The organism is Rhodopirellula baltica SH 1 (assembly GCF_000196115.1).
Lineage (GTDB): Bacteria > Planctomycetota > Planctomycetia > Pirellulales > Pirellulaceae > Rhodopirellula > Rhodopirellula baltica.
On the sequence record NC_005027.1, the window covers coordinates 2684302 to 2704795 of the forward strand.

At 54.3% G+C, this 20494-nt stretch carries 18 protein-coding genes and 1 pseudogene; 12 read left to right on the plus strand and 7 right to left on the minus strand.

Annotated features, from left to right (window positions below; translation table 11 throughout):
- Positions 1-141 precede the first annotated feature (141 nt).
- Complete coding sequence (locus RB_RS10455) at positions 142-1941, plus strand: peptidylprolyl isomerase (protein ID WP_164921839.1); 1800 nt, start codon at positions 142-144, stop codon at positions 1939-1941.
- A 290-nt stretch (positions 1942-2231) separates the two neighbouring features.
- Here the strand turns inward: RB_RS10455 and RB_RS10460 are convergent, their stop codons facing one another.
- Complete coding sequence (locus tag RB_RS10460; protein ID WP_007336892.1) at positions 2232-3056, minus strand: BPL-N domain-containing protein; 825 nt, start codon at positions 3054-3056, stop codon at positions 2232-2234.
- A 275-nt stretch (positions 3057-3331) separates the two neighbouring features.
- Between RB_RS10460 and RB_RS10465 the strand changes: the two genes are divergently transcribed.
- Together RB_RS10465 and RB_RS10470 are read left to right on the plus strand one after the other, a co-directional pair.
- Positions 3332-4603, plus strand: a complete 1272-nt coding sequence (locus RB_RS10465; protein WP_011120328.1) for a hypothetical protein — start codon at positions 3332-3334, stop codon at positions 4601-4603.
- Positions 4566-5045: a DUF1801 domain-containing protein gene (locus RB_RS10470; protein WP_011120329.1), complete on the plus strand. Its 480-nt coding sequence runs from the start codon at positions 4566-4568 to the stop codon at positions 5043-5045. The genes RB_RS10465 and RB_RS10470 overlap by 38 nt, the downstream gene beginning before the upstream one ends.
- Positions 5046-5206: 161 nt before the next feature.
- Here the strand turns inward: RB_RS10470 and RB_RS10475 are convergent, their stop codons facing one another.
- From RB_RS10475 to RB_RS10485, 3 genes are all read right to left on the minus strand, one after another.
- Entirely contained in the window at positions 5207-5893 is a 687-nt protein-coding gene (locus tag RB_RS10475; RefSeq protein ID WP_011120331.1) for a YqjF family protein, read from the minus strand.
- A gap of 82 nt (positions 5894-5975) precedes the next feature.
- Positions 5976-7463, minus strand: a complete 1488-nt coding sequence (locus RB_RS10480; RefSeq protein ID WP_007333737.1) for a hypothetical protein — start codon at positions 7461-7463, stop codon at positions 5976-5978.
- A 9-nt stretch (positions 7464-7472) separates the two neighbouring features.
- Positions 7473-7889 carry a DUF6384 family protein gene (locus tag RB_RS10485; protein WP_007325762.1) on the minus strand — a complete coding sequence of 139 codons (417 nt, stop codon included), beginning with the start codon at positions 7887-7889 and terminating at the stop codon, positions 7473-7475.
- A gap of 434 nt (positions 7890-8323) precedes the next feature.
- Between RB_RS10485 and RB_RS10490 the strand changes: the two genes are divergently transcribed.
- From RB_RS10490 to RB_RS10505, 4 genes are all read left to right on the plus strand, one after another.
- Complete coding sequence (locus tag RB_RS10490) at positions 8324-9565, plus strand: hypothetical protein (protein ID WP_007325761.1); 1242 nt, start codon at positions 8324-8326, stop codon at positions 9563-9565.
- Positions 9566-9928: 363 nt separating this feature from the next.
- The gene (locus tag RB_RS10495) at positions 9929-10534 is read left to right on the plus strand and encodes a DNA-3-methyladenine glycosylase I (protein ID WP_011120337.1); all 606 of its coding nucleotides are present in this window, start codon (positions 9929-9931) and stop codon (positions 10532-10534) included.
- Positions 10535-10581: 47 nt separating this feature from the next.
- On the plus strand, positions 10582-11571 hold the full coding sequence (locus RB_RS27750) for a hypothetical protein (protein WP_165447212.1): 990 nt from the start codon (positions 10582-10584) through the stop codon (positions 11569-11571).
- A gap of 11 nt (positions 11572-11582) precedes the next feature.
- Entirely contained in the window at positions 11583-12662 is a 1080-nt protein-coding gene (locus RB_RS10505; protein ID WP_011120340.1) for a hypothetical protein, read from the plus strand.
- On the opposite strand, the gene RB_RS10510 is transcribed toward RB_RS10505, so the two are convergent.
- Positions 12608-12943, minus strand: coding sequence for a DUF952 domain-containing protein (locus RB_RS10510; protein ID WP_164921840.1), 336 nt, complete (start codon positions 12941-12943; stop codon positions 12608-12610). The two genes, RB_RS10505 and RB_RS10510, sit on opposite strands and share 55 nt — an antisense overlap.
- 187 nt (positions 12944-13130) lie before the next feature.
- On the opposite strand from RB_RS10510, the gene RB_RS10515 reads away from it, so the two are divergent.
- The 5 genes and pseudogenes from RB_RS10515 to trhA form a co-directional block, all read left to right on the plus strand.
- Positions 13131-13466, plus strand: a complete 336-nt coding sequence (locus RB_RS10515; protein WP_164921250.1) for a hypothetical protein — start codon at positions 13131-13133, stop codon at positions 13464-13466.
- A gap of 309 nt (positions 13467-13775) precedes the next feature.
- A complete protein-coding gene (locus tag RB_RS10525) occupies positions 13776-14330 on the plus strand; it encodes a hypothetical protein (protein WP_007328536.1) in 555 nt (184 codons plus the stop codon).
- Between the two features lie 173 nt (positions 14331-14503).
- Positions 14504-15073, plus strand: a complete 570-nt coding sequence (locus RB_RS10530) for a hypothetical protein (RefSeq protein WP_007333743.1) — start codon at positions 14504-14506, stop codon at positions 15071-15073.
- Positions 15074-15137: 64 nt separating this feature from the next.
- Positions 15138-16079 carry an alpha/beta hydrolase gene (locus tag RB_RS10535; RefSeq protein ID WP_231846389.1) on the plus strand — a complete coding sequence of 314 codons (942 nt, stop codon included), beginning with the start codon at positions 15138-15140 and terminating at the stop codon, positions 16077-16079.
- An 81-nt stretch (positions 16080-16160) separates the two neighbouring features.
- Positions 16161-16649 (plus strand): annotated as a pseudogene (trhA, locus tag RB_RS10540) (PAQR family membrane homeostasis protein TrhA); the annotation flags it as partial.
- On the opposite strand, the gene RB_RS10545 reads toward trhA, so the two are convergent.
- Positions 16615-17601, minus strand: coding sequence for a PEP-CTERM sorting domain-containing protein (locus RB_RS10545; protein ID WP_164921841.1), 987 nt, complete (start codon positions 17599-17601; stop codon positions 16615-16617). The pseudogene trhA and the gene RB_RS10545 sit on opposite strands and share 35 nt — an antisense overlap.
- A 111-nt stretch (positions 17602-17712) precedes the next feature.
- Positions 17713-20490 carry a WD40 repeat domain-containing protein gene (locus RB_RS10550; RefSeq protein WP_164921842.1) on the minus strand — a complete coding sequence of 926 codons (2778 nt, stop codon included), beginning with the start codon at positions 20488-20490 and terminating at the stop codon, positions 17713-17715.
- Positions 20491-20494: the final 4 nt, after the last annotated feature.

Genomic DNA, 20494 nt, shown 5'->3' on the forward strand with positions numbered 1-20494 from the left:
ACCCAATCTGCCAAACCGCGGCGTTCATTTTGATCCTGGTTTATGAAATGCGTCGTTTGATTGAACTTGAGCCAAAAATGCGATTTCCCTAAAGTCGCGGCTTCAGGACCGAAAATCACCCGGATAAAGGAATGTCCGAAGATGACGAATCAATCACGCATGGCGTTGCGACAATCGCCCCCGCAGAACATCACTCGTCGGCATCTCTTGCTCGCCGCCGCCTTCGTGGCGATCCTGAGTGGCTTCTCGACCATGCGAGTCGAAGCGGCCGAAAACTCGGTCGTCGCCGTAGTGAACGCCGATCCGATTTCGCGAGATTCGTTGGCCACCGCCAGCGTTCAGCGTTACGGAACTGACGTGCTGGACAACCTGATCAACCGACACTTGATCATGCAGGAATGCAAACGTCGCGGCTTGGGTGTCACGACCGAAGAAGTTCGCACCGAAATCAACCGAGTTGCTAAGAAGTTCGGCCTGAACGTTGAGAGCTATCTGCAACTTCTGAATGAGGAACGCGATATCACGCCTGATCAATACAGTCGTGAAATCATTTGGCCGATGCTGGCACTGCGAAAATTGGTGGCCGACGAAGTTGCCGTCTCCCAAGATGAATTCAATCGCGCATTCGTTTCGCAGTTCGGCGAAGCAATTAAGTGCCGAATGGTGATGGTGCAAGACAAATCTCAAGCAACCCAACTGCGTGCTCAAGCAGTTGCTGAACCAAGCAGTTTTGCCCGCCTCGCGAAAGAGTTCAGCGAAGACCCCACAAGCGCCAGCGTCGGTGGATTGATTCCGCCCATTCGCCGATACATGGGTGACGAAACCATCGAGGAAGCCGCGTTTGCTTTGAAAGTCGATGAAGTTTCCGAACTGTTGCCAGTCGGTGATCATTGGATGTTCTTGCAAGCCGTTCGCCGGATGCCCGCCAGCACACCATCACCGCAAGCAATGCCGGCGATCAAAGACCAAATAGAAGATCGCATTCGCGACGAAAAAATGAAGACGGCCGCCAGCCAGCTCTTCGCACAGCTTCAAGAACAAGCTCAAGTAGTGAAGATTTTGGGTGCCCCACAAGCATCCGCCAAACACCCCGGCGTCGCCGCCATCATCAACGGACAACAGGTTTCCATCTCCAACGTTGCCGCCGAATGTATCAAGCGACACGGCGAAAGCGTCTTGGAAGGCGAGATCAATCGCAAGCTGCTCACGCAAGCTCTCGCCAAAGCGGGAAAGAAAGTCACCAACGAAGATTTGAAAGCCGAAATCGAACGAGCGGCCATCAGCTTTGGTTACATGACCGACAACGGATCCGCTGACGTTCAAGGTTGGTTTGATGCCGTTCTGGAAGGCGGTCCAGGAACTCGCGAAGTCTACATCGAAGACGTTGTGTGGCCCAGCGTTGCACTGAAGAAACTGGTCGAAGATGAAACAGTGCTAACACAAGAAGACCTGCAAATTGGTTTCGAATCACACTATGGACCTCGTGCTGAAGTCTTGGCCTGCGTCCTGTCCGACCAACGAAGCGCTCAAAAGGTTTGGGAGATGGCTCGCGACAATCCGACGGATCAGTTCTTTGGCCAATTGGCAAACCAGTACAGCATCGAACCGGTCTCATCTAGCAACTTCGGCAAGGTTCCGCCGATTCGACAACACGGTGGTCAGCCTTCCGTAGAGAAGGAAGTCTTCCAAATGAAACCGGGTGACCTCAGCGGAATCATCGCAACGGGTGACAAATACATCATCCTACGTTGCCAAGGATTCACCGAACCAGTCGTTTCCGACTTCGAAGCCGTTCAAGAAGAATTGCGTAGCGTTTTGATTGAAAAGAAGATGAACGTTGCGATGAGCTTGAAGTACGACGAACTCAAACAAACTGCTGAGATTGACAATTTCTTCGTCGCCTCCAAAGAAATCCCACGAGTCGCCAGCGGAACTCGCTGATCGACACGTAGTTTTGAAGAATCTTATCGACTCAACTCTGAAGCCACGCCTGGATGCTCATCATCCGAGCGTGGCTTTTTCTTTGGGCACAATGGGTTTCGCAACGACTGCAATCCATGCCGGCACATCCAACCCGTGACCAATCGGCGGCGGTCCAGATTGGACTCAGCAGGTCGGCAGGAATGATCGGGTAGAACCTCACGTAGGCGAGTCTCTCTGAGAATCCCAAATGACAGCGTCTCGGAGAGACGCCGCTACGTGATCAAGCCCAATGACTCCCGCTCACGTGCTTATCTCGGCGCCTTGGTAGTTGTTGCGTGCCGCTCATCCGCCAACCACTCTACAACGACGGGGATCCAGTGTTCCAATCCGTCGGTCAGTTCGGGATGTGGACCAAAGCAAAACACGCGTCCGTCGCCGTAGGCACATCGAACTGCCGCGGAGGTTCCTTTCATCACGCCTTCTGGCGCTCCCTTCTTAGCAATCTCTGATGAATAAATGGCCAGGCTTTCATAGTCCGGCACTTCAGGGTCGTCCCATTCACGACGGCCCAGCAACGGACCTTGAGCGTAATGAATTTCCGCAGTGGGCTCGTCCAACTCAAAGAACCCAACGCCCTGTTCAGAAAGCTCGAGATCGACCGGACCGTTTCCACGAGCCCAATGCTTGCGATCGATTACTTTTGCATCGATCAAACCCAGCGACCAAGAGTAGTCATTGGTCGCCAGATAAGCGCCCGCGCACACGCCCAAGAAACCACCTCCATCGCGTACGAAGTTACGTACCGCTAATCTCCCCTCTTCACCGAGTGCGCGTCCTTGCTTGCCGCCGCTTCCACCTGGGTGAACCAACACGTCGAACTCCGCCAATTCTCCTCCTGCGATTTCGTCGACTGTAACGCGACCAACCTCGTATCGATCACCGGAGCCTTCTTTCAACGCCGCGATCAACTTCTTTGAACTCGGCCCAACTCCACTTCCATCAAAAACCGCCACGCGAATGCACTGCTCGCCAAAGGCGGAACTGGATGCAAACAACAGATACAACATGCCTCCGATGAATCGCATCGTTCGCCCATTCATTTGAATCCACGCGATCAGCTGTACATTCGTCATGGTGTTGGTTTCCTGTCTTGGATACTTCGTCGCAGGCTTCGACTTCAAAAAGCCGAGCGATGGTTCGAAAAGCAGTCTAATCGTTGATGACTTCACGCTGAAGCAGCACAACACTGTCGATTTCCCGGCGACCTCAAACGCGAGTGACTACTCTCCAAGAGACCAACAAACGGCTTGCCGATCCCGACGGCGAACGAGAATGCTAAATTGTCCTCACACCGCTTTTGCCATTCGGTGCCCTGAAAGAGTCCATCCCTCTCAACTCGAGCGTCTCGATGAAGCCAGCAACGATCCCTGTGATTAGCTTGATGGCCAGCTGTTTGCTTACCACCAACAGCTGGGGTCAGTCCGCACCAACCAAACAGCAACTCGAGAGATGGCACAAACAATTCCCCGCAGCGGATACCAATCGCGACGGAATCTTGTCGTCTGAAGAAGCGACCGCCTACCGAAAAAAGATGCTGGCGACTCGCAGCAAACAATCCGACAACGATCGTTCGGCAAGGGGTGCTCCCAGACAATTCAAGATTGATGCTGGATGGGACCTACCTCGATTCCCTGACGAATCAGTGTGCTACAAAACTCCAACGCAGATCAAAGCGATCTACGAAGACGTCAAACCGGCCAACCAAGACACCATTGTTTCGTTTCCTGAACCAACTGGTCGCGAGCGAAGGATTGTCGCCACCGGTCACAGCTTCATGGCACCAGGATTCAACACACTTCCCAAGATCTGTAAAGCAGCCGGAATCCAACCGATGCTTTACACTCACACCGGCGGAGGCATCACCGGAAGCGCACGCTACAAGTGGGAACAAGAGAACGGGATCTTTCAGTTTGAAGGATCGCCGGTTCCAAAGTTACTCGCATCGATCTCCAACGCGAATTGGGATGCGATGATGTTTGGTCCCTACTTCAATGACAAACCGGAATACTATTCTTGCTGGATTGACTTCTGCTTGAAGTTCAATCCGGACATGAAGTTCTATCTCTCGGATGCGTGGCCTCAGCTTTACCAGTTGGGCGAAAACCCAGCCTCTGAGTCGTTCTTCACGGAAGAAGTCTTTGATCGTCTGGGTATGGAACGCCGATCGATGTCGAACGAAGTCATCGATGTCCTTCGAAAAAGATATCCCGATAAAGTCTTCGTACTTCCTACCTCCGATGCGATGGTGCTTGCCGGAAAAGCCTATCTGCAAGGCGACCTGCCAGGTATTGATGGCGTCCATCGAGTGATCGGCGGAAAGCAACGGTCACTATGGAAAGATCAGCTTGGACACCTCGGACCCGGATTCGAACGATTGGAAGGGTATGTGTTCTACGCCACGCTGTATGGCGAGTCTCCCGAACGGATCGAGGCTCCGATCACGTTTGGTGGAGATCCATCTTTCCCAACGACAAAGCTGGACCAAACGTTTCGCAAGATCGCTTGGCAAGCGGTCACGAAACATCCGTACTCTGGCGTGAAGGACGAGGACGGCGACGGAATTTCCGACAACCACCAACAACATGGCAATCAGTCCACAGGGCAAACCGATGCAAAGTGAGGCGAAAACGGTCGAGCAATACCTCGCTGAATTGCCCGCGGATCGCCGTGTGATGCTTGAAGATGTCCGAAAGATGATCCTCGCCAACATCAACGAGGGTTTTGAAGAAGGGATGCAGTACGGCATGATCGGCTACTACGTGCCGCACAGCATTTTCCCCGCTGGCTATCACTGCAAACCATCCGAACCGCTCCCATTTCTATCACTCGCATCGCAAAAGAATTACTGTTCGCTCTATGCCATGTCGCTCTACAGTGACACCGAGTCTCTTACGGCGTTTCAATCGGCTTGGAAGGCGACTGGCAAAAAGCTGAACATGGGCAAGTCTTGTATACGATTCAAAAAGCTAGACGACTTGGCATTGGACCTGATCGCCGATCACCTTCGCGGAATCACTGTCGACGCGTATGTTGATTCATACATTCAGGCAATCAAAAAATGAACGACGCCCGCTGACAAAGCAATTGAAACTGTCAAAAAGATGGACGCCGACCAGCTATCCAGAACGGCGACGGACAAGACAGATGCATTGCTGGAAACGGCAGCGGAACGGACCAAACGTTTTCTCAATCGAGATCTGAACGACGACCAAGATTGAGTGAATTAGAGTCGACGCGGGAACGAAACAGTGACTTCGGAACCGGGCGTGTAAAGAACGTTGACTGGAGCGGAGCGATCGAGAAAAGCGAATTCATCGCCGTATGTTTGGCCGAAGTCAACATTGATGCTGTAGTCAGAGACCTCACTGCATTGCCACCGGGGATGAGTGACTTCGTACTCGAGCGTTCGCTTTGGGCCTTTCGCATAGCCCCAGTAGTGTTCCGTGATGAATTCAGAAGATGAATCAGAAGCTGGCAAACTGCGTTCGTTGCCGATTGTCGCTGAAAATCGTTGCAATTGTCCCTGTCCCCACGCAAACCAACACGATTGTTCATCCACACCGTGGCTCATCGGCAGACAAACGTAGTTTTCGTCAAAAAGATGGTTGGCAACAAACGGGATGATTCGACTCGGGACAATCTCTTTGATAAATGTGACCGCCCGAAGTGACGGATCACGGTTGGGTTTGACGTAAAAGCGAAGATTGACCTCTTCGAACCGCCGGTGAAAAAATGCGGGAACGCCCAGTACCGATGTCTTTTCAAATCGGAACGCAACGAGACTGACATAGTACCGCCCCTCGAAATCGTCCAACGATGTACCAGAGGGAACAAACCGCTGAAGAACATGCGGATCGACCTCGTAATTCGCTAGCAACAGGTCACACCAAACTGCCGTTAGAAACTTCATGACGTTGAGCGAAAGAAAAGCGACGAATGGATCGACACGCCATGGGCGAGGCTATCGTTTGGACCTGATTGTTTCCTGCCGGCTATCGACGTCGGCGAGTCCGACGGCCAGCCCGGCGAGCATGTTCGCTCATCGCGCCTGCCGCGGCGTGAGCCATCGCGTTGACTAGAACTTGGGTCATCGGATGTGTCGCGACATTTGTGACGCGATCCATCGCGGTCGGCCCCCAACTTTGCATCCGACGAATCGAATTCCAAAGATCGTCCACATCATGCGCGGTACGGGCTCGATCCAGCGGCGTCAACACGTCGAGCATGTCCGAGAACTGGCAACGAGCTTGCTCGTAGCCCGACGCACGAAATCGTTGAATCAATCGCCCAATCGCTTGGTGGATCTGTTGCTGCTCCATCATCTCTTCTTGGTGACGATTGCTGGACAGCTCCGTCTGATCCATCCGTGTCTCAATTCCACGCAGCGACGCAACAATTTGATCGTCGGTGATCTCTGGAGTCCGCCTCGCTTGCTGGCGTAATTCATGCGTGTCAGTCCGATCGAGCATTTGACGGAACAACTCGATTGCTTCGCGGTAGTAGGAACACTGAGGCGTCTCAAGCTCGGTCAGCTTGGCCTGCGTCAGTTCACAACGCTGCGTCCATTCCTCGAGATCCTTCAACGTCGCATCACGCTGCCGATTCAGAGCCCTCACCTCGCGCAAGTGTTGATCCAAACCGTGCTCAGCGGCGGCATCATCGCGATGCCGAGCCAATTCTTCCATCACAGTTTCCAGTGCATCACGATCTTCCGCGATGATCGTCCGCATCGTTTCGGGGGTCGTTGTGAGATAGTCGTAGTTGCGTTTGGATTCGTGATAATTATTGAGCTTGGCGATCCAACGATCCATTCGCCGGGTGAACCCGCGATGAGCATACTCTGACGTTCCAAACTTTCGATCTTTCAAATAGCAGAACAGGTTGCACTCTTCATACGCTGGTAACTTCCTGGCGGCGTCTTGGCTGATCTCGTCCAAGTTCGCTTCCGCCCGTTCGAGAGCGGCTTCGGCCATCGCAGCTCGGTCCGATAGAGCAACAAAGCTCGGGTTATTTCGAAGCGATTGCTCCACCGCCGCGATCAATTCCTGTTGTTTGGACTCTGCTGCAGCGATCGTTTCATTCAACTGCGAGAGCGCCGCTTCTTGCGTTTCGCGACCATGCGTGTCGGCCTCCAGATCCTCGTGCAATCGCCGCTCGTGATCTTGTTTACGAAGCAGGATCTCGGACATCGATGGCCGCACTTCGGACCACGTTTCCTGGATCGCTTCAGGCGTCAGTTCGGGCAAGTAGTGCTGGGCCAGACTGCGCAGCGTTTCGTCACGCTGATTTTGCAACAAGTCCTGCGTCGATTGGAATTGCCCCAACTGAGAACGAAGCTGCTCCAATTTCGCTGCAGCTTGGTTGTAAGCCGTCAGCAGTTGTTGATGGACGGTGGGTCCGGTCAGCGGCATGGCGAGACGAGGGGGCGAAAGGAACGTGTGCGAATGCTGTGGCGTGGCAACGGAATCGGAACCGACCACGCAGAAAGTCTACGAAAAAAAATACCAGGCTCCCGCTGCGGCGGCCGCGGTGGCCGCCATGGCGATCCGGGTCCGCCAGATCCAGCAATAGGCGACGAACTTTTTCAGCCCGGGCTTGGGCTCTTCGTAAGTGTGAAGATTCGAAAGGTACTGATCGATCGCAGCGTCGATCTCCGCTTCGCTGACGTGATCGCCCGACATCGCGGCGGTTCGCATCAACTTTTCACGCAATTGAATACGGACATCGTCGGAACGAAACATCTCCTCCGCGGTGGTGCGACGATCTCGCAATTCACGAGCGACATCCATCACCCGCAATGTTTCCGCAATTGTCAGGTCTTCGCCAGGCAATTTGGTCGCGGCGCGGCGTTCACGCAGCTGTTCCATGGTCGACGGTGCGGTCGCTTGTGCTTGAGCGTTGGCCATGACGAAGAAGAATGATGAAGAGTGATTGGCGTTGAAGGAAGAAGGCCTCTCTCTGCCAACTTCGGGGCGCTAGTTTCGGCAGCCGAACCGAGGAAACGGCCGTAGGCGCCGATTGGATTGTATCGCCCGATTGTGTCATCGCGGGAGTGGTCTGTTCAGCTTTCGTGTGATTGCCCCAGGTTGCACAGCGACGTAATCTAAGAATCGACGCCCATGAAACACCTTCGCCGGCCCAAAGACTTTCGAGATCGAGGGCCATTTTGTTTCGATATCGCATTTCAACTTTGCGATCAGTTTGATGCGCCCCGAATGGCGGTTAAATTTGCCTTTCACTTCAGTGGTACAATCCCTCGGCGAATGGTCCTGAGACGGATTGTTTGTCCGCGGCAGAGTTACCTTTTCACGTTACTAATTTCACGCACGAGTTCTTGGTCATGAGCCAGCAAGCCAAAGCCTCCGCTCCGGCAGAGTCCGCCCAACAAACCACGTCGGCCGCTCCGGCGACGCAACGTGACACTCAGTCCATGCGGCAATATCTGGACAGTGCTCTCGAAACGCTGAAAAAGTTTGGAACGTCCGAGAACACCGCTCCGCAAGAATTAATCAGCTTGCTCGAAGGTGTCCGGCATCTCGACGAAGCCAAAGTGCTCGCGATCGCCGACGTGATCAAGCACATGAGTTCGTTCAACGCACTCGTCCGAGACAACATTGAATCGGTTCAAATCGGCAACCGCTACATGGACATCACGCAGATGTTCGATTCGGTTCGCGAAGACAGCAAACGTCTGATCTCACAGCTCGACGATGGAAAGATCAGCGGCACCGAGAAAGTGTCGAACTGGTGGATGAAAATCCGCCGCGGAACCCCAAGCGATCGATTCGAGAAAATCGCAGAAGTCTACGGCGAAGTCGCCAAGGACACCAAAGACGCGCTGCAGGTCGAAGAACAGATCATGGACGCATACATCGACTTTCGATTCGCACTGAAAGAAGCCGAAGTGCTCGCTCGCGAGTTGCTGGACACACACGCTCCTATCCTCGAAGCAGCCAAAGATGGGCTGGCGACCGCGCAAGAAGCTCTCGACAACTACACCGGTGAAGACCAAGCCGGCAAGAGCCAATTGGAACTTCAACGAGACGAAGCTCGCCATAAATTCGAAGAAGAAGACAAGACGTATCAGTTGCTCAAAGACATCGCCGAGAACCTCGAAATCGGCTACGACGTCGGAGAAACGCTGATCACCAAACTGAAGCAAACGCATGACGTGAAAGAACGTGTGTTCCGACGCGCCGTCACATTTTTCACGACCAATGAACATGTCTTCACGATTCTGGGAACGGTCTACACCAGCCAACATGGTTTGCACGAAGTCACCCAGGCCACCGAGGCCATGAAGGATGGCGTCAACAAAGGACTGGAAGACATTGCCGGTCTAGGTCGTGAATTGGAACGGGCTGCATTGAAAGCCGGCTATGGAAGCACGATCGATCCCGAATCGGTGCAAAAGCTCGTCGACGCGATCAGTGGTTTCCAAATTGAATCGCTGCAAATGATCGCCGAGCTACGCAAAGAAAGCGAAGAAAGCACCAAAGCGATCCGCCAGAGCGTCGAAGAAGGCAAGAAGAAGTACCAGCAAACGCTCGGACGTTACGCCCGTGGCGAGTCATTGCTGTAAAGTGGCTTTTCCGACGGTATTGGACGTGAGCGTGAGGCGTCGATCAACTATCCCGCGGCGAGAGTTTTAGCGTTGCGCGTTTGCATTCGGTTTTGTTGGCCAACGGCCTTCGTCATCGTAGCCTGGGGCATCGCCCCAGGGATCGAGAACGAAGGGAAATTGGTTGGCCAATGGCCAACATCAACCCAAACGTTTTGAATTGAATTTGGCCATTAGCCAAAGTAGAGGCGTGTTTTTCTGCTCCAGGGGCGATGCCCTGGCTATGTTGAACGAGGCCGTTGGCCATTCGAGGATAAAACGCAACTTCAAAACGCGTGAGCGAAGGGCACGTTGTGCGGATACTGTTCGCAAAACGATTGACAGGTGAATGCATTGCCACAGGATCTCCTCACCGACGAAGAAGGCAACGCTCGCTGTGGCTGGTGCGGCACCGACGCGGACTACATCCGCTATCACGACGAAGAGTGGGGCGCGCCCGTCCGGGACGACCTGCGTCTATTCGAGAAGATCTGCTTGGAGGGTTTTCAGTGCGGCCTGTCTTGGATCACTATCTTGAAACGCCGCGAGGCGTTCCTGGAATGCTTCGCTGGCTTCGATCCTCATCGACTCGCGGAGTTCACCTCTTCCGATGTCGAGCGACTGATGATCGATTCTCGGATCATCCGAAATCAAGCCAAGATTGAGGCCGCAATTCAGAACGCTCGAACGATGAGAGCGATGTTGGACAAGGACGAGTCGCTTGCCGAACTGCTTTGGCAGTTCGCCCCCCAAAAGCAACGGGTCTATCGAAGACTCGATCAAGTCCCAGCGATCACCGACGAGTCAACCAAGATGAGCCGCACACTCAAGAAGGCCGGTTGGAAATTCGTCGGCCCCACGACCTGTTATGCTCTGATGCAAGCAACCGGAATGGTGAACGATCATTTGTCCGGGTGTTTCCGACATGGCGCGGTCAAGGCTCTTCGCTGAGGACATTTCTATTGGTTTCTGAAAACTCGGACAGCGAATCGGAGGTCGTGACATCTTTTGCCAACAGAGTCATTTCTCGATGGACAAAGGGCTTTGAATGCATTGACGCAAAAAGCTTTCTGCATGGGATGGCCGGCATATCCCTCTTCCCTGCAATTTGCATTGTCTTTTCTTCGATCGTCATCGCTTTGCTAGAGTCTTCGTCTCCATCAAGGCCGCCTTTCGCCCTGATGTTTGTAATCACCGGGCTTGTCTATATCCCCTCCTTTGCGTCAGTCTCGCTGCTGGCATTCCTCACATATTTGCTGCCAGAACGGTTCCTCCTAAAATCGCTGTATGTCGCTGTCACAGTCGCCTTGAATCTTGAACTGCTAATCATTCTTTTGTGGCTGTTAGGCTCCGTGCCATTTTCCCATTCTGAAGTTTGGGCGGCAATTGCACCCCCAATTTTCGTTCTCTGCTTCTCGGTCAGCACAGTCGCCACGGCATTTCAGTGGTTTAGATCGCATACACTCCGACCAAACATGCTGTTTGTGAAGCGAACGAGACCGATATCCATCGGAACCTCGCTGGAACTTGTCCTCACCGTTGCGTTGGCCTGTGTTGCCTGGAAATACTTTTTTGGATCCTACGAGATCACCCCCTTAATCCTTATCTTGGCGGCAGCGGGATTCGTGTCAGGACTCGCAGCCGCCTCGATGACCTACGCCGTCATCCCAACCAACTATCAAGTTCAAGTCGGGTTTCCTTGCATTGATCCGGCAATCAAATATCGCCCCGTGAGTATCACTTGGGCAATTGCTGCGATCGGCCACCTAGTGCTAATGGCATCGACGGCAGACTTTGCGACATGGTCGATCGGTGGGTTCCTGGCCTGGATTGTGGCGTCCATATTCAACGCAGCCGTGATGGTTGCAATGCTCGGCACGGGCCTCTATTGGCTGCGACGCTGCGGTTGGACGCTTGAGCGGCCTCATTCCAAAGACCTGAAGGTTTCGCCATCGGACGCAAACCTACTCGACGGACAGTTGACATAGCGAGTCATGTCATGACTGAGAATTCAGACGTCACCACCGAACCTCCCACAACTGACTGGCGTATCGCGGTTCGCATTCTTGACTGGCGAAGTTTGGCGTTTGGCTTGCTAGGACTAGTGGTTTGGCTGGGAGTTTGTGTCGTCTGGGGTGCCGCAGTATTAGGTTATCTCAATGGCGTCACGGCTCCGCCCCCGTTGTCTCAAGCGGAGTTCATTGCAGTCTTCGGACTGATGTGCATTCCGATGATCACCGCTTTCGGGCTTGCGGTATTCGTTCCATTGCTACTGTTTCAGCGTCTTGCATTCACTGCGGTCTTTGTTGCCGGCACTGTCGTTGCCAACGTTTCGTTGCTCGCGGGCGCATTGAGTCTCCTCGCTTCTGAGCCTGCCACCAGCGTTATCGAAGATATTACACCGTTGCTTTTTGGTTTCTGCGTCACGCTCAGCGTTTTGTCGATGGCGTCGCAGTGGATTACCTCGAAGTCCTTGCGTCCCAAAATGAAGGTTGCGTCGGCACCACGGCACGTTTCGATTCGAGATCTAATGGGTTTGATGTTCGCGACCGCACTCACATTCGGAATTGCACGATTTGCACTTCGCGAGAACTCGATTGAAGCAGGGTTTTATGCCGCCATAGGATTTGGAATCGCAACGGCGGTGATCATCGCGACAATGGTGAGGACCATCGTGCCCTTCAACGCTGCGTCAGTTGCCATTCATCAGCGGCCTCCAACAAAGTTGAAGCCGAGATTACAGATGGCGTTCTCGCTGCTTGTTGCTGGGATGGTTGCAGCGGCAACCACGTTTGCGTGGGCAGTATGGATGGGCGCTCAGTATAAGACTTGGCCTGTGGAATGGGACGAAATCATCGAAATTCTTGCCTTGGCAGCGGCCTCTGTTTTCAACGCGGCTCTCATGCTGGCATCTGTCAGCGTCGGGCTGCTTTGGATCCGAAGGTGCGGGTGGACGATCCAATCGTCACGCCGAATCGCCCCCGGTGGCGAGGCTGGCTCTCGCACGAAATCAAACTCTCTGGCTCATGCAGAGACTGATTCGGCTCGCTCTACCGCCGAGACCGGCAGCTCGGCATAGAGATGCGGGAACAGTTCGCCGCCGCGAGACTTTTCCCAGCGTAGATTCTCTTCGATGTCAGTGACACGAATATGCAGCACGACCAAACCACTTTGGCCGGCGAAGTGAACCGCCAATGTTCCGGGGACTTGCTGTTCAGTGGACAAGTGGATGAATCCGTCCGCGACATCGATCGGTGCTGGGGGAAGCTTTCCGGTGGCTTGCATCTGCTCCCATTGCTGCTGGGTTGCGATTTTGCAGACGATGGATGGTGAGTCGCTGGACATGGGTTCGTTGGACATGGCACTGCGCATAGAAAAAGCCGGCTGAGGTTATCAACCGGCTTTGTAGTCGTCTGAGAGACGAGGTTCAATTGTGGCGGGTGTGTGATCTCGCCACCAAACTCAAATTCAGTCGCGAACGATAACGCGGCCCAGCGGCGTGAAGACAACGTCCACGCAAGTGTCACAGCAGCCGAACTTGAAGGTCATGACTTTGCGACCCAAGAAACCCTTTTTGCAGCAAACCAATTCTGGGATCACGTTTTCGCAGCAAGCTGGAACGCAGGCGCTGACTTCAACAGGGCAGCAGGTCAAAGGGTTCTTAACGCACCAAGAAACCTTCACAGGTGCTGGTGGGCAGCAAACCGGAGCTGGTTCGCAGCAAACAGGTGCTGGAGCTTCGCAGCAAACAGGAGCCGCGTCGCAGCAGTCGTTGCCACAGCCGAGAAGGCCACAAGCACTGGCGGACGAAGCGGACGAGATACAAACAGCAACCGCAACAGCGGCCATGGTACGAGCGAAATTCATTGGAAATTCCTTGTAGGTAGAGAGTGAATACACTCTGTAACCTTCAACGCAATTGTGCGTTTGGGGCAAACGTTGCCATCAGTTTGAACCCAATCGCGGTAGTCGTCGCGGTACAATTGACGCGATCGTCACTAGCCGAAGCGATTCGGCGGTGGAATAATGAACAGCAATCGCCGAAGCTGTCGAATTCCCGCAACTTTTCGGCGTCCAATGGCGGACAAATCGATCTGATCGTCATTGTTTAGCAAAAGACCTATTTCCTGCGAGGCATCGGACAAATTCGTCTGATCTCGCGAAGTATCCCCGCTTCAAACGGAGAAGCTTGATGTCGCGTTTGTTTTTGACTGCTGCCCTGGCCTGTGCAATGGCAATCCCCGCTGCGTTCGCCGCAGACCCTGCCACCGCTGACAAAGGACTGTGCCAAGGTGACCCAATCGGCGCGTTCTACGTGACCAAGGTCGCTGGTGCAGAAGATGACGGTGTCGAAGCCGGCGAAGCATTGTGCTACCGCTGCAAATACGGTTCGCGTCCCATGGTCATGGTCTTCGCCCGCCAAACCAGTGAACCCGTCGCGAAATTGGTCAAGGAACTTGACTCCGCCGTCGCCGCCAATGGTGACGCACAACTGAAAAGCTTTGTCACTCTGTTCGGCGAAAAAGCTGACAGTCTAAAAAGCGAAGGCAAAAAGATGGCTGCCAAGAATGTGCCAGTCGTCGTTGCCAAAGACAAAAACGGTCCCGCAAACTACAAGTTGTCTGACGAAGCACAAATCACCGTCGTGATCGCCAACGACTCGCAGGTTGTCGCCCGTCACGAGTTCGACGCTGACAAGATCGACGTCGCTGCTGTGATGTCCGAAGTCAAGCAAATGCTGAACTAATTGAATTTGAAAACTCGGAGCCCGAGTTTCCTACAAGCTAGGGCCCCGAGCTTTTCGATAAAACAAACTGAACCGCCCAAGTATTGATCACTTGCGGCGGTTTTTTCATGCTCCAGTGCCTCGCTTCGCCGATTGAATTCGTCAGGTCGTGCAAATCACCCGTCGCCGCTACGATGATTGTCGCAACGAAACACCAGCGTGATGAATGGTTGATGGATTGGACTTGGCCAGATGACGACGATGAATTGGTGACGGCCTATCACGAGGCTGGTCACGCGATCGTTGGTTGCGCACTTGGTGCCCAGATCGACCGAGTCACGCTTTCACAAGCATCGATCTTCGATGATGAAGACGGTGACCTGCCACGGCGATTCGGTGACTGCATCGTCAACTGGGGACGTGTCGACCCAAGTGACACCTGGCAACGTCAACGGGAATTGCTAACGGTTCTCGCGGGTCCCGTTGCCGAGTTTGTGTATCAAAGCGGTGACGAGGACTTGTTGGACGTACGTGCTTGGGAAAGCGACTGGCGGCAAGCTCAGTTGTGTGCGGCAGCTTTGAAACCGCAGGCGGCTCAACAAATCCGATTGATGCGAGAAGCAATCGTCCGTCTAAGAAAGATCGTTGCATCAGATCCTTGTTGGTCGGCAATTGCGGCACTCGCCGACGAGTTGATGCTCGGCGACGAGATCGAAGGCGAACAGGTCGCCGATCTGGTCCGATTTTGGTGGAGCCGCGCGTAATCGATGCATGGGTTACGATGTCGGCCTGTCTTGCAAATCAATTCCCCTCCTGGACGAACTCGCGATGAAAACGACTGGCTTGGCCGAACGAAATTGGTTTTGGGGCATCACTCTGACCGCTGTGATGATGTCCGCCACTTGTGTCTGCACAAACTGTTTTGGAACTGAACCCAGCGACGTTCTCCCGGTTTGGCCTTCGGATCCACCGAAGTGGGACGCACCGACCGAACCGGAAAGCGACTTCACAAAGCCGACAGACAACCAAGTTGGTGGTAAACGATTGATTCGTCTCGGCAATGTGTCCACACCGGAGATGCATGTTTTTCCCGCCAAAGATGCAAACGGCAATCCATCGAAGACCATCATGGTCATCTGTCCCGGAGGAGGCTTTTCAATCCTGGCTTGGGATTTGGAGGGAACCGAAATTGCCGATCAGTTGGTGGCGGGCGGCGTGACCAGCGTTGTTTTGAAGTATCGCGTTCCGACTCGCACAATGGAACCAAAATGGAAGCCACCTGTTCAAGACATCCAGCGGGCCATCGCTCTGATTCGAGCCGGCAAAGTCACCGGCGATATTCCGGAGAAGGTCGGCGTGATGGGTTTTTCCGCTGGCGGCCACGCTGCATGTCGTTCTGCCACGATCTTGGAACGTCAGTACGATGCAATCGATGACGCAGATCAAGAGATTCGCCTGCCCGATTTTGCCTGTCTGATCTATCCTGCCTGGCTGGTTAAGAAAGACTCGCCCAAAGATTTGGACGGGTTTGAAATCAACGAGAACTCGCCACCGATGTTCTTGGTCCACGGCGAAGACGACCGACTGACCGTCATGAACTGCGTGACCGTTTTTAGCAAACTTCATGAAGCCGGTGTTCCATCGGCACTGCATGTCTTCACGGGCAGCGGCCATGGTTTTGGCGGACGCATGGATGGTCGAGCGGACGATCTTTGGCCTGAACTCTGTTTGCGTTGGCTGCGTGACGAAAACCTTCTCAAGGGAAAATGAACGTTGGATCACACCATTGACGCACCACCGATTCAGCCCGAACAGGAATGGGCCAACGCATGGACGCACGGTTTATCGGCGGTGCTTTGGTGTATCGTTGGAGCCGTACTAGTTCGATCATCTGCGGGCGAACCTGGGTTGGCGATCGCCTGTGGTGTCTACGCCGCGTCGGTCGTGACCACCTTTGTTTGCTCGACCTTGTCGCACGTATTTTTGGAACAACCTTGGCTCGATCGCTTTCGAGCGTGCGACCAAGCGGCGATCTATTTGATGATTATCGGAACCTACACTCCGATCGCCTATGCCTACTCACCTGATGGCTGGCGAATCCCGTTGCTGACGGCGATGTGGATCGCCGCCCTGGCGGGATTCTTCAACAAAGCGGTGCGAATGCATCGCCTGCATTCAATCAGCGTCGTGTCGTATTTGCTACTCGGATGGCTGCCTGCCATTCCTTTGATTCGCAACGTGCCCGTCGAACTCGCTTACGCGATGTTCATTGGCGGTGTCCTTTACAGCGTCGGCACGATCTTCCTCATGAACGATCGACGAGCTCCATACCTGCACGCGGTTTGGCACCTGATGGTTTTATTGGCGTCACTCGTTCATGCAGTCGGGATCGCTTGGTACGTCGTCGCGCCCAACCAAAGCCCAGGGCTGTAAGGATTGCCAACGACGTCGATGGTTCGGGAACAGCAACGACTGTGATCGAAAAACCATCCGCAGCGACTTCGGCGGCAATCAAATCCACGTAGGGCGAAACGAAGTTGTTGAAACTGAATTTCTCCGACGTATCTGGGTCGGTGGCGATCCCCATGTTGGTCCCCGTTAATACATATTCGCCACCATATTCAATGAACGAGCCTTCACCCGAGTCACCGCCAACCAAGGTGAGCTCATCCATGCCGCCGCCTCCCAACGGATGATCCCACCGGTAAACAACCGACTCGGTGATGGCACCGGTGTTCAGTTCAACCGTCTGCGTGAAATCGATCGTATCCGAACCGAACTGTGAGTTTTGACCTTGAATGATGATGCTCCGACCCAGCATGTCAAAGTAGCCGCCTCCTAAAACCGACATTGGCGTGACCCCGTCGCTCGCCGGTATCGGGGCCTCCAATGTCACCAGCAGCAAGTCGCTGTTGTGAACCGTTCCGGCCATGAGCGTTGTGCCGTTCTCAAGCTCGAAGTCTGTTCGCAAGGTTGTTTGCAACACGGTCGATGACGCAGCCGTGTAAGTGTGCCGCGTGCCATCGGCGGCAACAAACGTTGGGTTGATCATCCCCGTATGAGTTGCGGTGACGTAGTGCAACGGGGTGATCAGCACGGCACGCCGAACAGCGACGCCGGTGAGCAGAGAGTGATCCAACCAGAAATCTGGATTGAGAGTATCGTCGCCCAAAAAACGATCGTGACGGGAAGCGGAGAAACTGGCAAACGTCGCCGCACTCGCCAGTTCCGCCATCACGAACCACAGCAACGTGGAAACGAGACCGATTTTGGTCCAACGGCGATCAGACATAAATTGACTAGGCAAATGCGGCTTTCCATGAACAACGACACCCCTGTCTATTGCGGGAAAGACTGAGAATCAATTCCCCGAATGGTTGGATGACATTGGACGCCCAAAAGTTCAATCTGCGGAAGCACTCAGCGTGGTTGCATCTTGAACATCGATTGTGATGGGAAAGCTAGCCACACCGCCATCGTTCGCTGAAATCAAAAACAACGATCGTTTTCCCAATGCCGCAACCGGATCAGCCGTGATGAACAACTCACGCTCATTTTCATCCGGCAGAACCAGCAAACCGCTTAACCCAATGTTGTCGACATAGACACCATGGGACGCATTGTGGCCGCTGCCCTCACCGCCAAACCGGATCTCGCCGTTGTTAACGTTGCCTTTCGCATCCTTGCCGCGTCGCAGCACGATCCGAGCGGATACGGTTGTGCCACGCGGAATCACGAGCGTCCAATCTTCGTTTTCAGGAACGTTCCGATCGATCGGTTGGATCATCGGAATCACGCTCGGTGGTGTGCCAACGGTCAAACCCTTGATCGTTCCCGCATCTCGTTCAACGCGGCGATCCAAAATCTCCGCCGTCGCAGTGACACGCAAATCCACTGGCTCGGCGGGCGGTTTCGTTCCGCTGGGAACAAAGATCGCACCTTCTGCGGAGTATTGGTTGGCTTCGACCACCACAGGAAAATTCGAGTGCCAGCCTGATGGCAAATCGTCCAGCTCAAACGTGATTGGCCCATCGAACCCGTCGATCCGCTGAACGTTCAAGTCAATCTTGCGACCGGCCCCCGGCGGAAGGCTAGCGTTCATCTTGCCAATCGATGCCGAATAGGATGGGGCCGCCGGTCGAATCCGCAGTCGATACAGAAAATCGTCCTCAAAGTGCCCGCGGGTATCGCCAACACAAACGGTAAAGTTCCCATCGCGTGGGGCAACGAAATCCAAGCGACTGGACTCACCCGCGACGCGGCTCGGATCATCGTCGTTTTCATAGAACACATCGAACACGGGCAATCCGTTGGGCTCTGGTTCCTCTTCCAGCCCCAACTCTCGAACGACATAGGCGGGTTCACCCAGCGCATGAGTCGTGTGGGTCGTGCCGAAGTAGGTGTGTCGATTTCCGGCTCCGGGATACACGTCAAAGCCCGAGTCGGGACCGCGCGGGTGTCGCCATGTCCTGGTGACTTCGCCACTGGAATAGAGGTATTGGTTCAGACCAATTTCTTGCCATCCAAACAATCGAAAGTCGTTGACTTGGCCGCTGTTCTTGCCGCGAAATGTGAAGTAGGTGTCTCGAACCGCTTGCAGCCTAGTTCGAAGCAGCGGTTGGCCAGCCTCATCCAATAAGACGATCTTCGGATCAAGGTCCCCCGACGTCGCATCCGCTTCGATCATCCACGTTTCGCCACGACGAGCGGAGAATCGATAGCAGTCTTGTTCGCCTCTCGTTGTCAGCGATCCAATGACTTCGCAACCACGCCGCACATCCGCAACACCATCGGTGAAGTCGAGACTGGACTCGTCCAAAGAAACCAGCGGCCCCAAATCCAAGTAAACCGGTTCCAACGTTGTGCGCCGCGGCCCAGAGTCTCGCGGGACGATCTCGGGGAGGACGCGTTTCACAACACGCCCATCCATCAAGCCGATGGTGACACTGGTCCCATCCTTCGACACGAACAGATCGCTGGGTGTTTCCCCCAAGGGCTCCATTGCCCCCACGACGGACCAATCATCGGTTCGAAGCACCTTTGCATTGCCCGCTTCACTGACGATCACCAAACCGCGACCATCGGGAGTCAGCGCCATCCCCGATATCGGAGACTCATCGACAAACCGGGTTTGCACAATCGGGTTGATCGCAGCCTCTGTCTTCGAAACCAACTTCCAAACTCTCAGACGATTGTCGGCGCCACCTGCCAACATCCATCGTCCGTCCTTTGAGAACAACACGCGATTCACTTCGCCTTCCGGTTGGCTGAGAGTGTCCAGCCGCTGGCCCGTTGCCACCTCCCAAACCTTGACCGTTTCGTCAGCGCAAGCCGAGATGAGCAGCGTGCCATCGGGAGAAAACGCGAGACCAAAGATCGCGCCGTTGTGCCCGAGCAATTCCTGGACGACCTCGCCGGTGCTCGTGTCCCAAATCAAAATTTTCCGATCGTAGCCCGCCGTTGCAATTCGCTTTCCATCGGGCGAAAACTCGGCTGCGTACAAAACGTCACGATGCCCCACCAATTCCTTGAGCACGCTGCCATCAGCAACATGGAACAAGGTCGCTTGTCCGTATCCGCCGGTCAGCCCCGATGCAGCCAGCAATTGCGTGCTATCACCACTGAACTGCAACGAATTGACTTTGCCCCAGGGATTCGCGACCTCTTTCGATTCGCCGCTGGCGACGTTCACCAAGGTGATTGCCCCAAACTTTGCAGTCGCCTGCCAGGCACCATCGTTGGACCGAGCAATCGCGGTGACCGGCAAATTCGCATCAGCAGAAGTAGCAATCTTCGGTGTCTTCAGATCCCGACGAATCGGCATTTCGCCGTCCGGCCCCTGGGCACCTTGCTCGATCCAATCGGCCAAAATCGCGAGTTCTTCTTCGCTTGGTCCTTCCATGTCATCCGGTGGCATCACCGGTTCGAGCTTGCCCGACGCCATCAAAAACATTCGGCTGCTCGACACAACTCCCGGGGTGAGTGCCAATCCTGAGTCCCCACCGCGGAGCAAGGCAGCGTGCGTGTCCATCGCCAATCCACCTTGCGCATCATCTTCGGCGTGACAACCGGTGCAATACGTTTGCAGAATCGGTGCCACGTCTTCGACAAAGTCGACCGCATGAGCGTTCATCGAGGAACAGCAAACAGCCAACAACAAATAGATGCAGTGAGTTCTCATCGGG

What these genes read in the sequence shown, in the direction of transcription:
- RB_RS10455 (WP_164921839.1), top strand. Translation starts at nt 142, where the DNA reads ATGACGAATCAATCACGCATGGCGTTGCGACAATCGCCCCCGCAGAAC.
- RB_RS10460 (WP_007336892.1), bottom strand. Translation starts at nt 3,056, where the DNA reads ATGACGAATGTACAGCTGATCGCGTGGATTCAAATGAATGGGCGAACG.
- RB_RS10465 (WP_011120328.1), top strand. Translation starts at nt 3,332, where the DNA reads ATGAAGCCAGCAACGATCCCTGTGATTAGCTTGATGGCCAGCTGTTTG.
- RB_RS10470 (WP_011120329.1), top strand. Translation starts at nt 4,566, where the DNA reads ATGGCAATCAGTCCACAGGGCAAACCGATGCAAAGTGAGGCGAAAACG.
- RB_RS10475 (WP_011120331.1), bottom strand. Translation starts at nt 5,893, where the DNA reads ATGAAGTTTCTAACGGCAGTTTGGTGTGACCTGTTGCTAGCGAATTAC.
- RB_RS10485 (WP_007325762.1), bottom strand. Translation starts at nt 7,889, where the DNA reads ATGGCCAACGCTCAAGCACAAGCGACCGCACCGTCGACCATGGAACAG.
- RB_RS10490 (WP_007325761.1), top strand. Translation starts at nt 8,324, where the DNA reads ATGAGCCAGCAAGCCAAAGCCTCCGCTCCGGCAGAGTCCGCCCAACAA.
- RB_RS10505 (WP_011120340.1), top strand. Translation starts at nt 11,583, where the DNA reads ATGACTGAGAATTCAGACGTCACCACCGAACCTCCCACAACTGACTGG.
- RB_RS10510 (WP_164921840.1), bottom strand. Translation starts at nt 12,943, where the DNA reads ATGTCCAACGAACCCATGTCCAGCGACTCACCATCCATCGTCTGCAAA.
- RB_RS10515 (WP_164921250.1), top strand. Translation starts at nt 13,131, where the DNA reads ATGACTTTGCGACCCAAGAAACCCTTTTTGCAGCAAACCAATTCTGGG.
- RB_RS10525 (WP_007328536.1), top strand. Translation starts at nt 13,776, where the DNA reads ATGTCGCGTTTGTTTTTGACTGCTGCCCTGGCCTGTGCAATGGCAATC.
- RB_RS10530 (WP_007333743.1), top strand. Translation starts at nt 14,504, where the DNA reads ATGATTGTCGCAACGAAACACCAGCGTGATGAATGGTTGATGGATTGG.
- RB_RS10535 (WP_231846389.1), top strand. Translation starts at nt 15,138, where the DNA reads ATGAAAACGACTGGCTTGGCCGAACGAAATTGGTTTTGGGGCATCACT.
- RB_RS10545 (WP_164921841.1), bottom strand. Translation starts at nt 17,601, where the DNA reads ATGTCTGATCGCCGTTGGACCAAAATCGGTCTCGTTTCCACGTTGCTG.
- RB_RS10550 (WP_164921842.1), bottom strand. Translation starts at nt 20,490, where the DNA reads ATGAGAACTCACTGCATCTATTTGTTGTTGGCTGTTTGCTGTTCCTCG.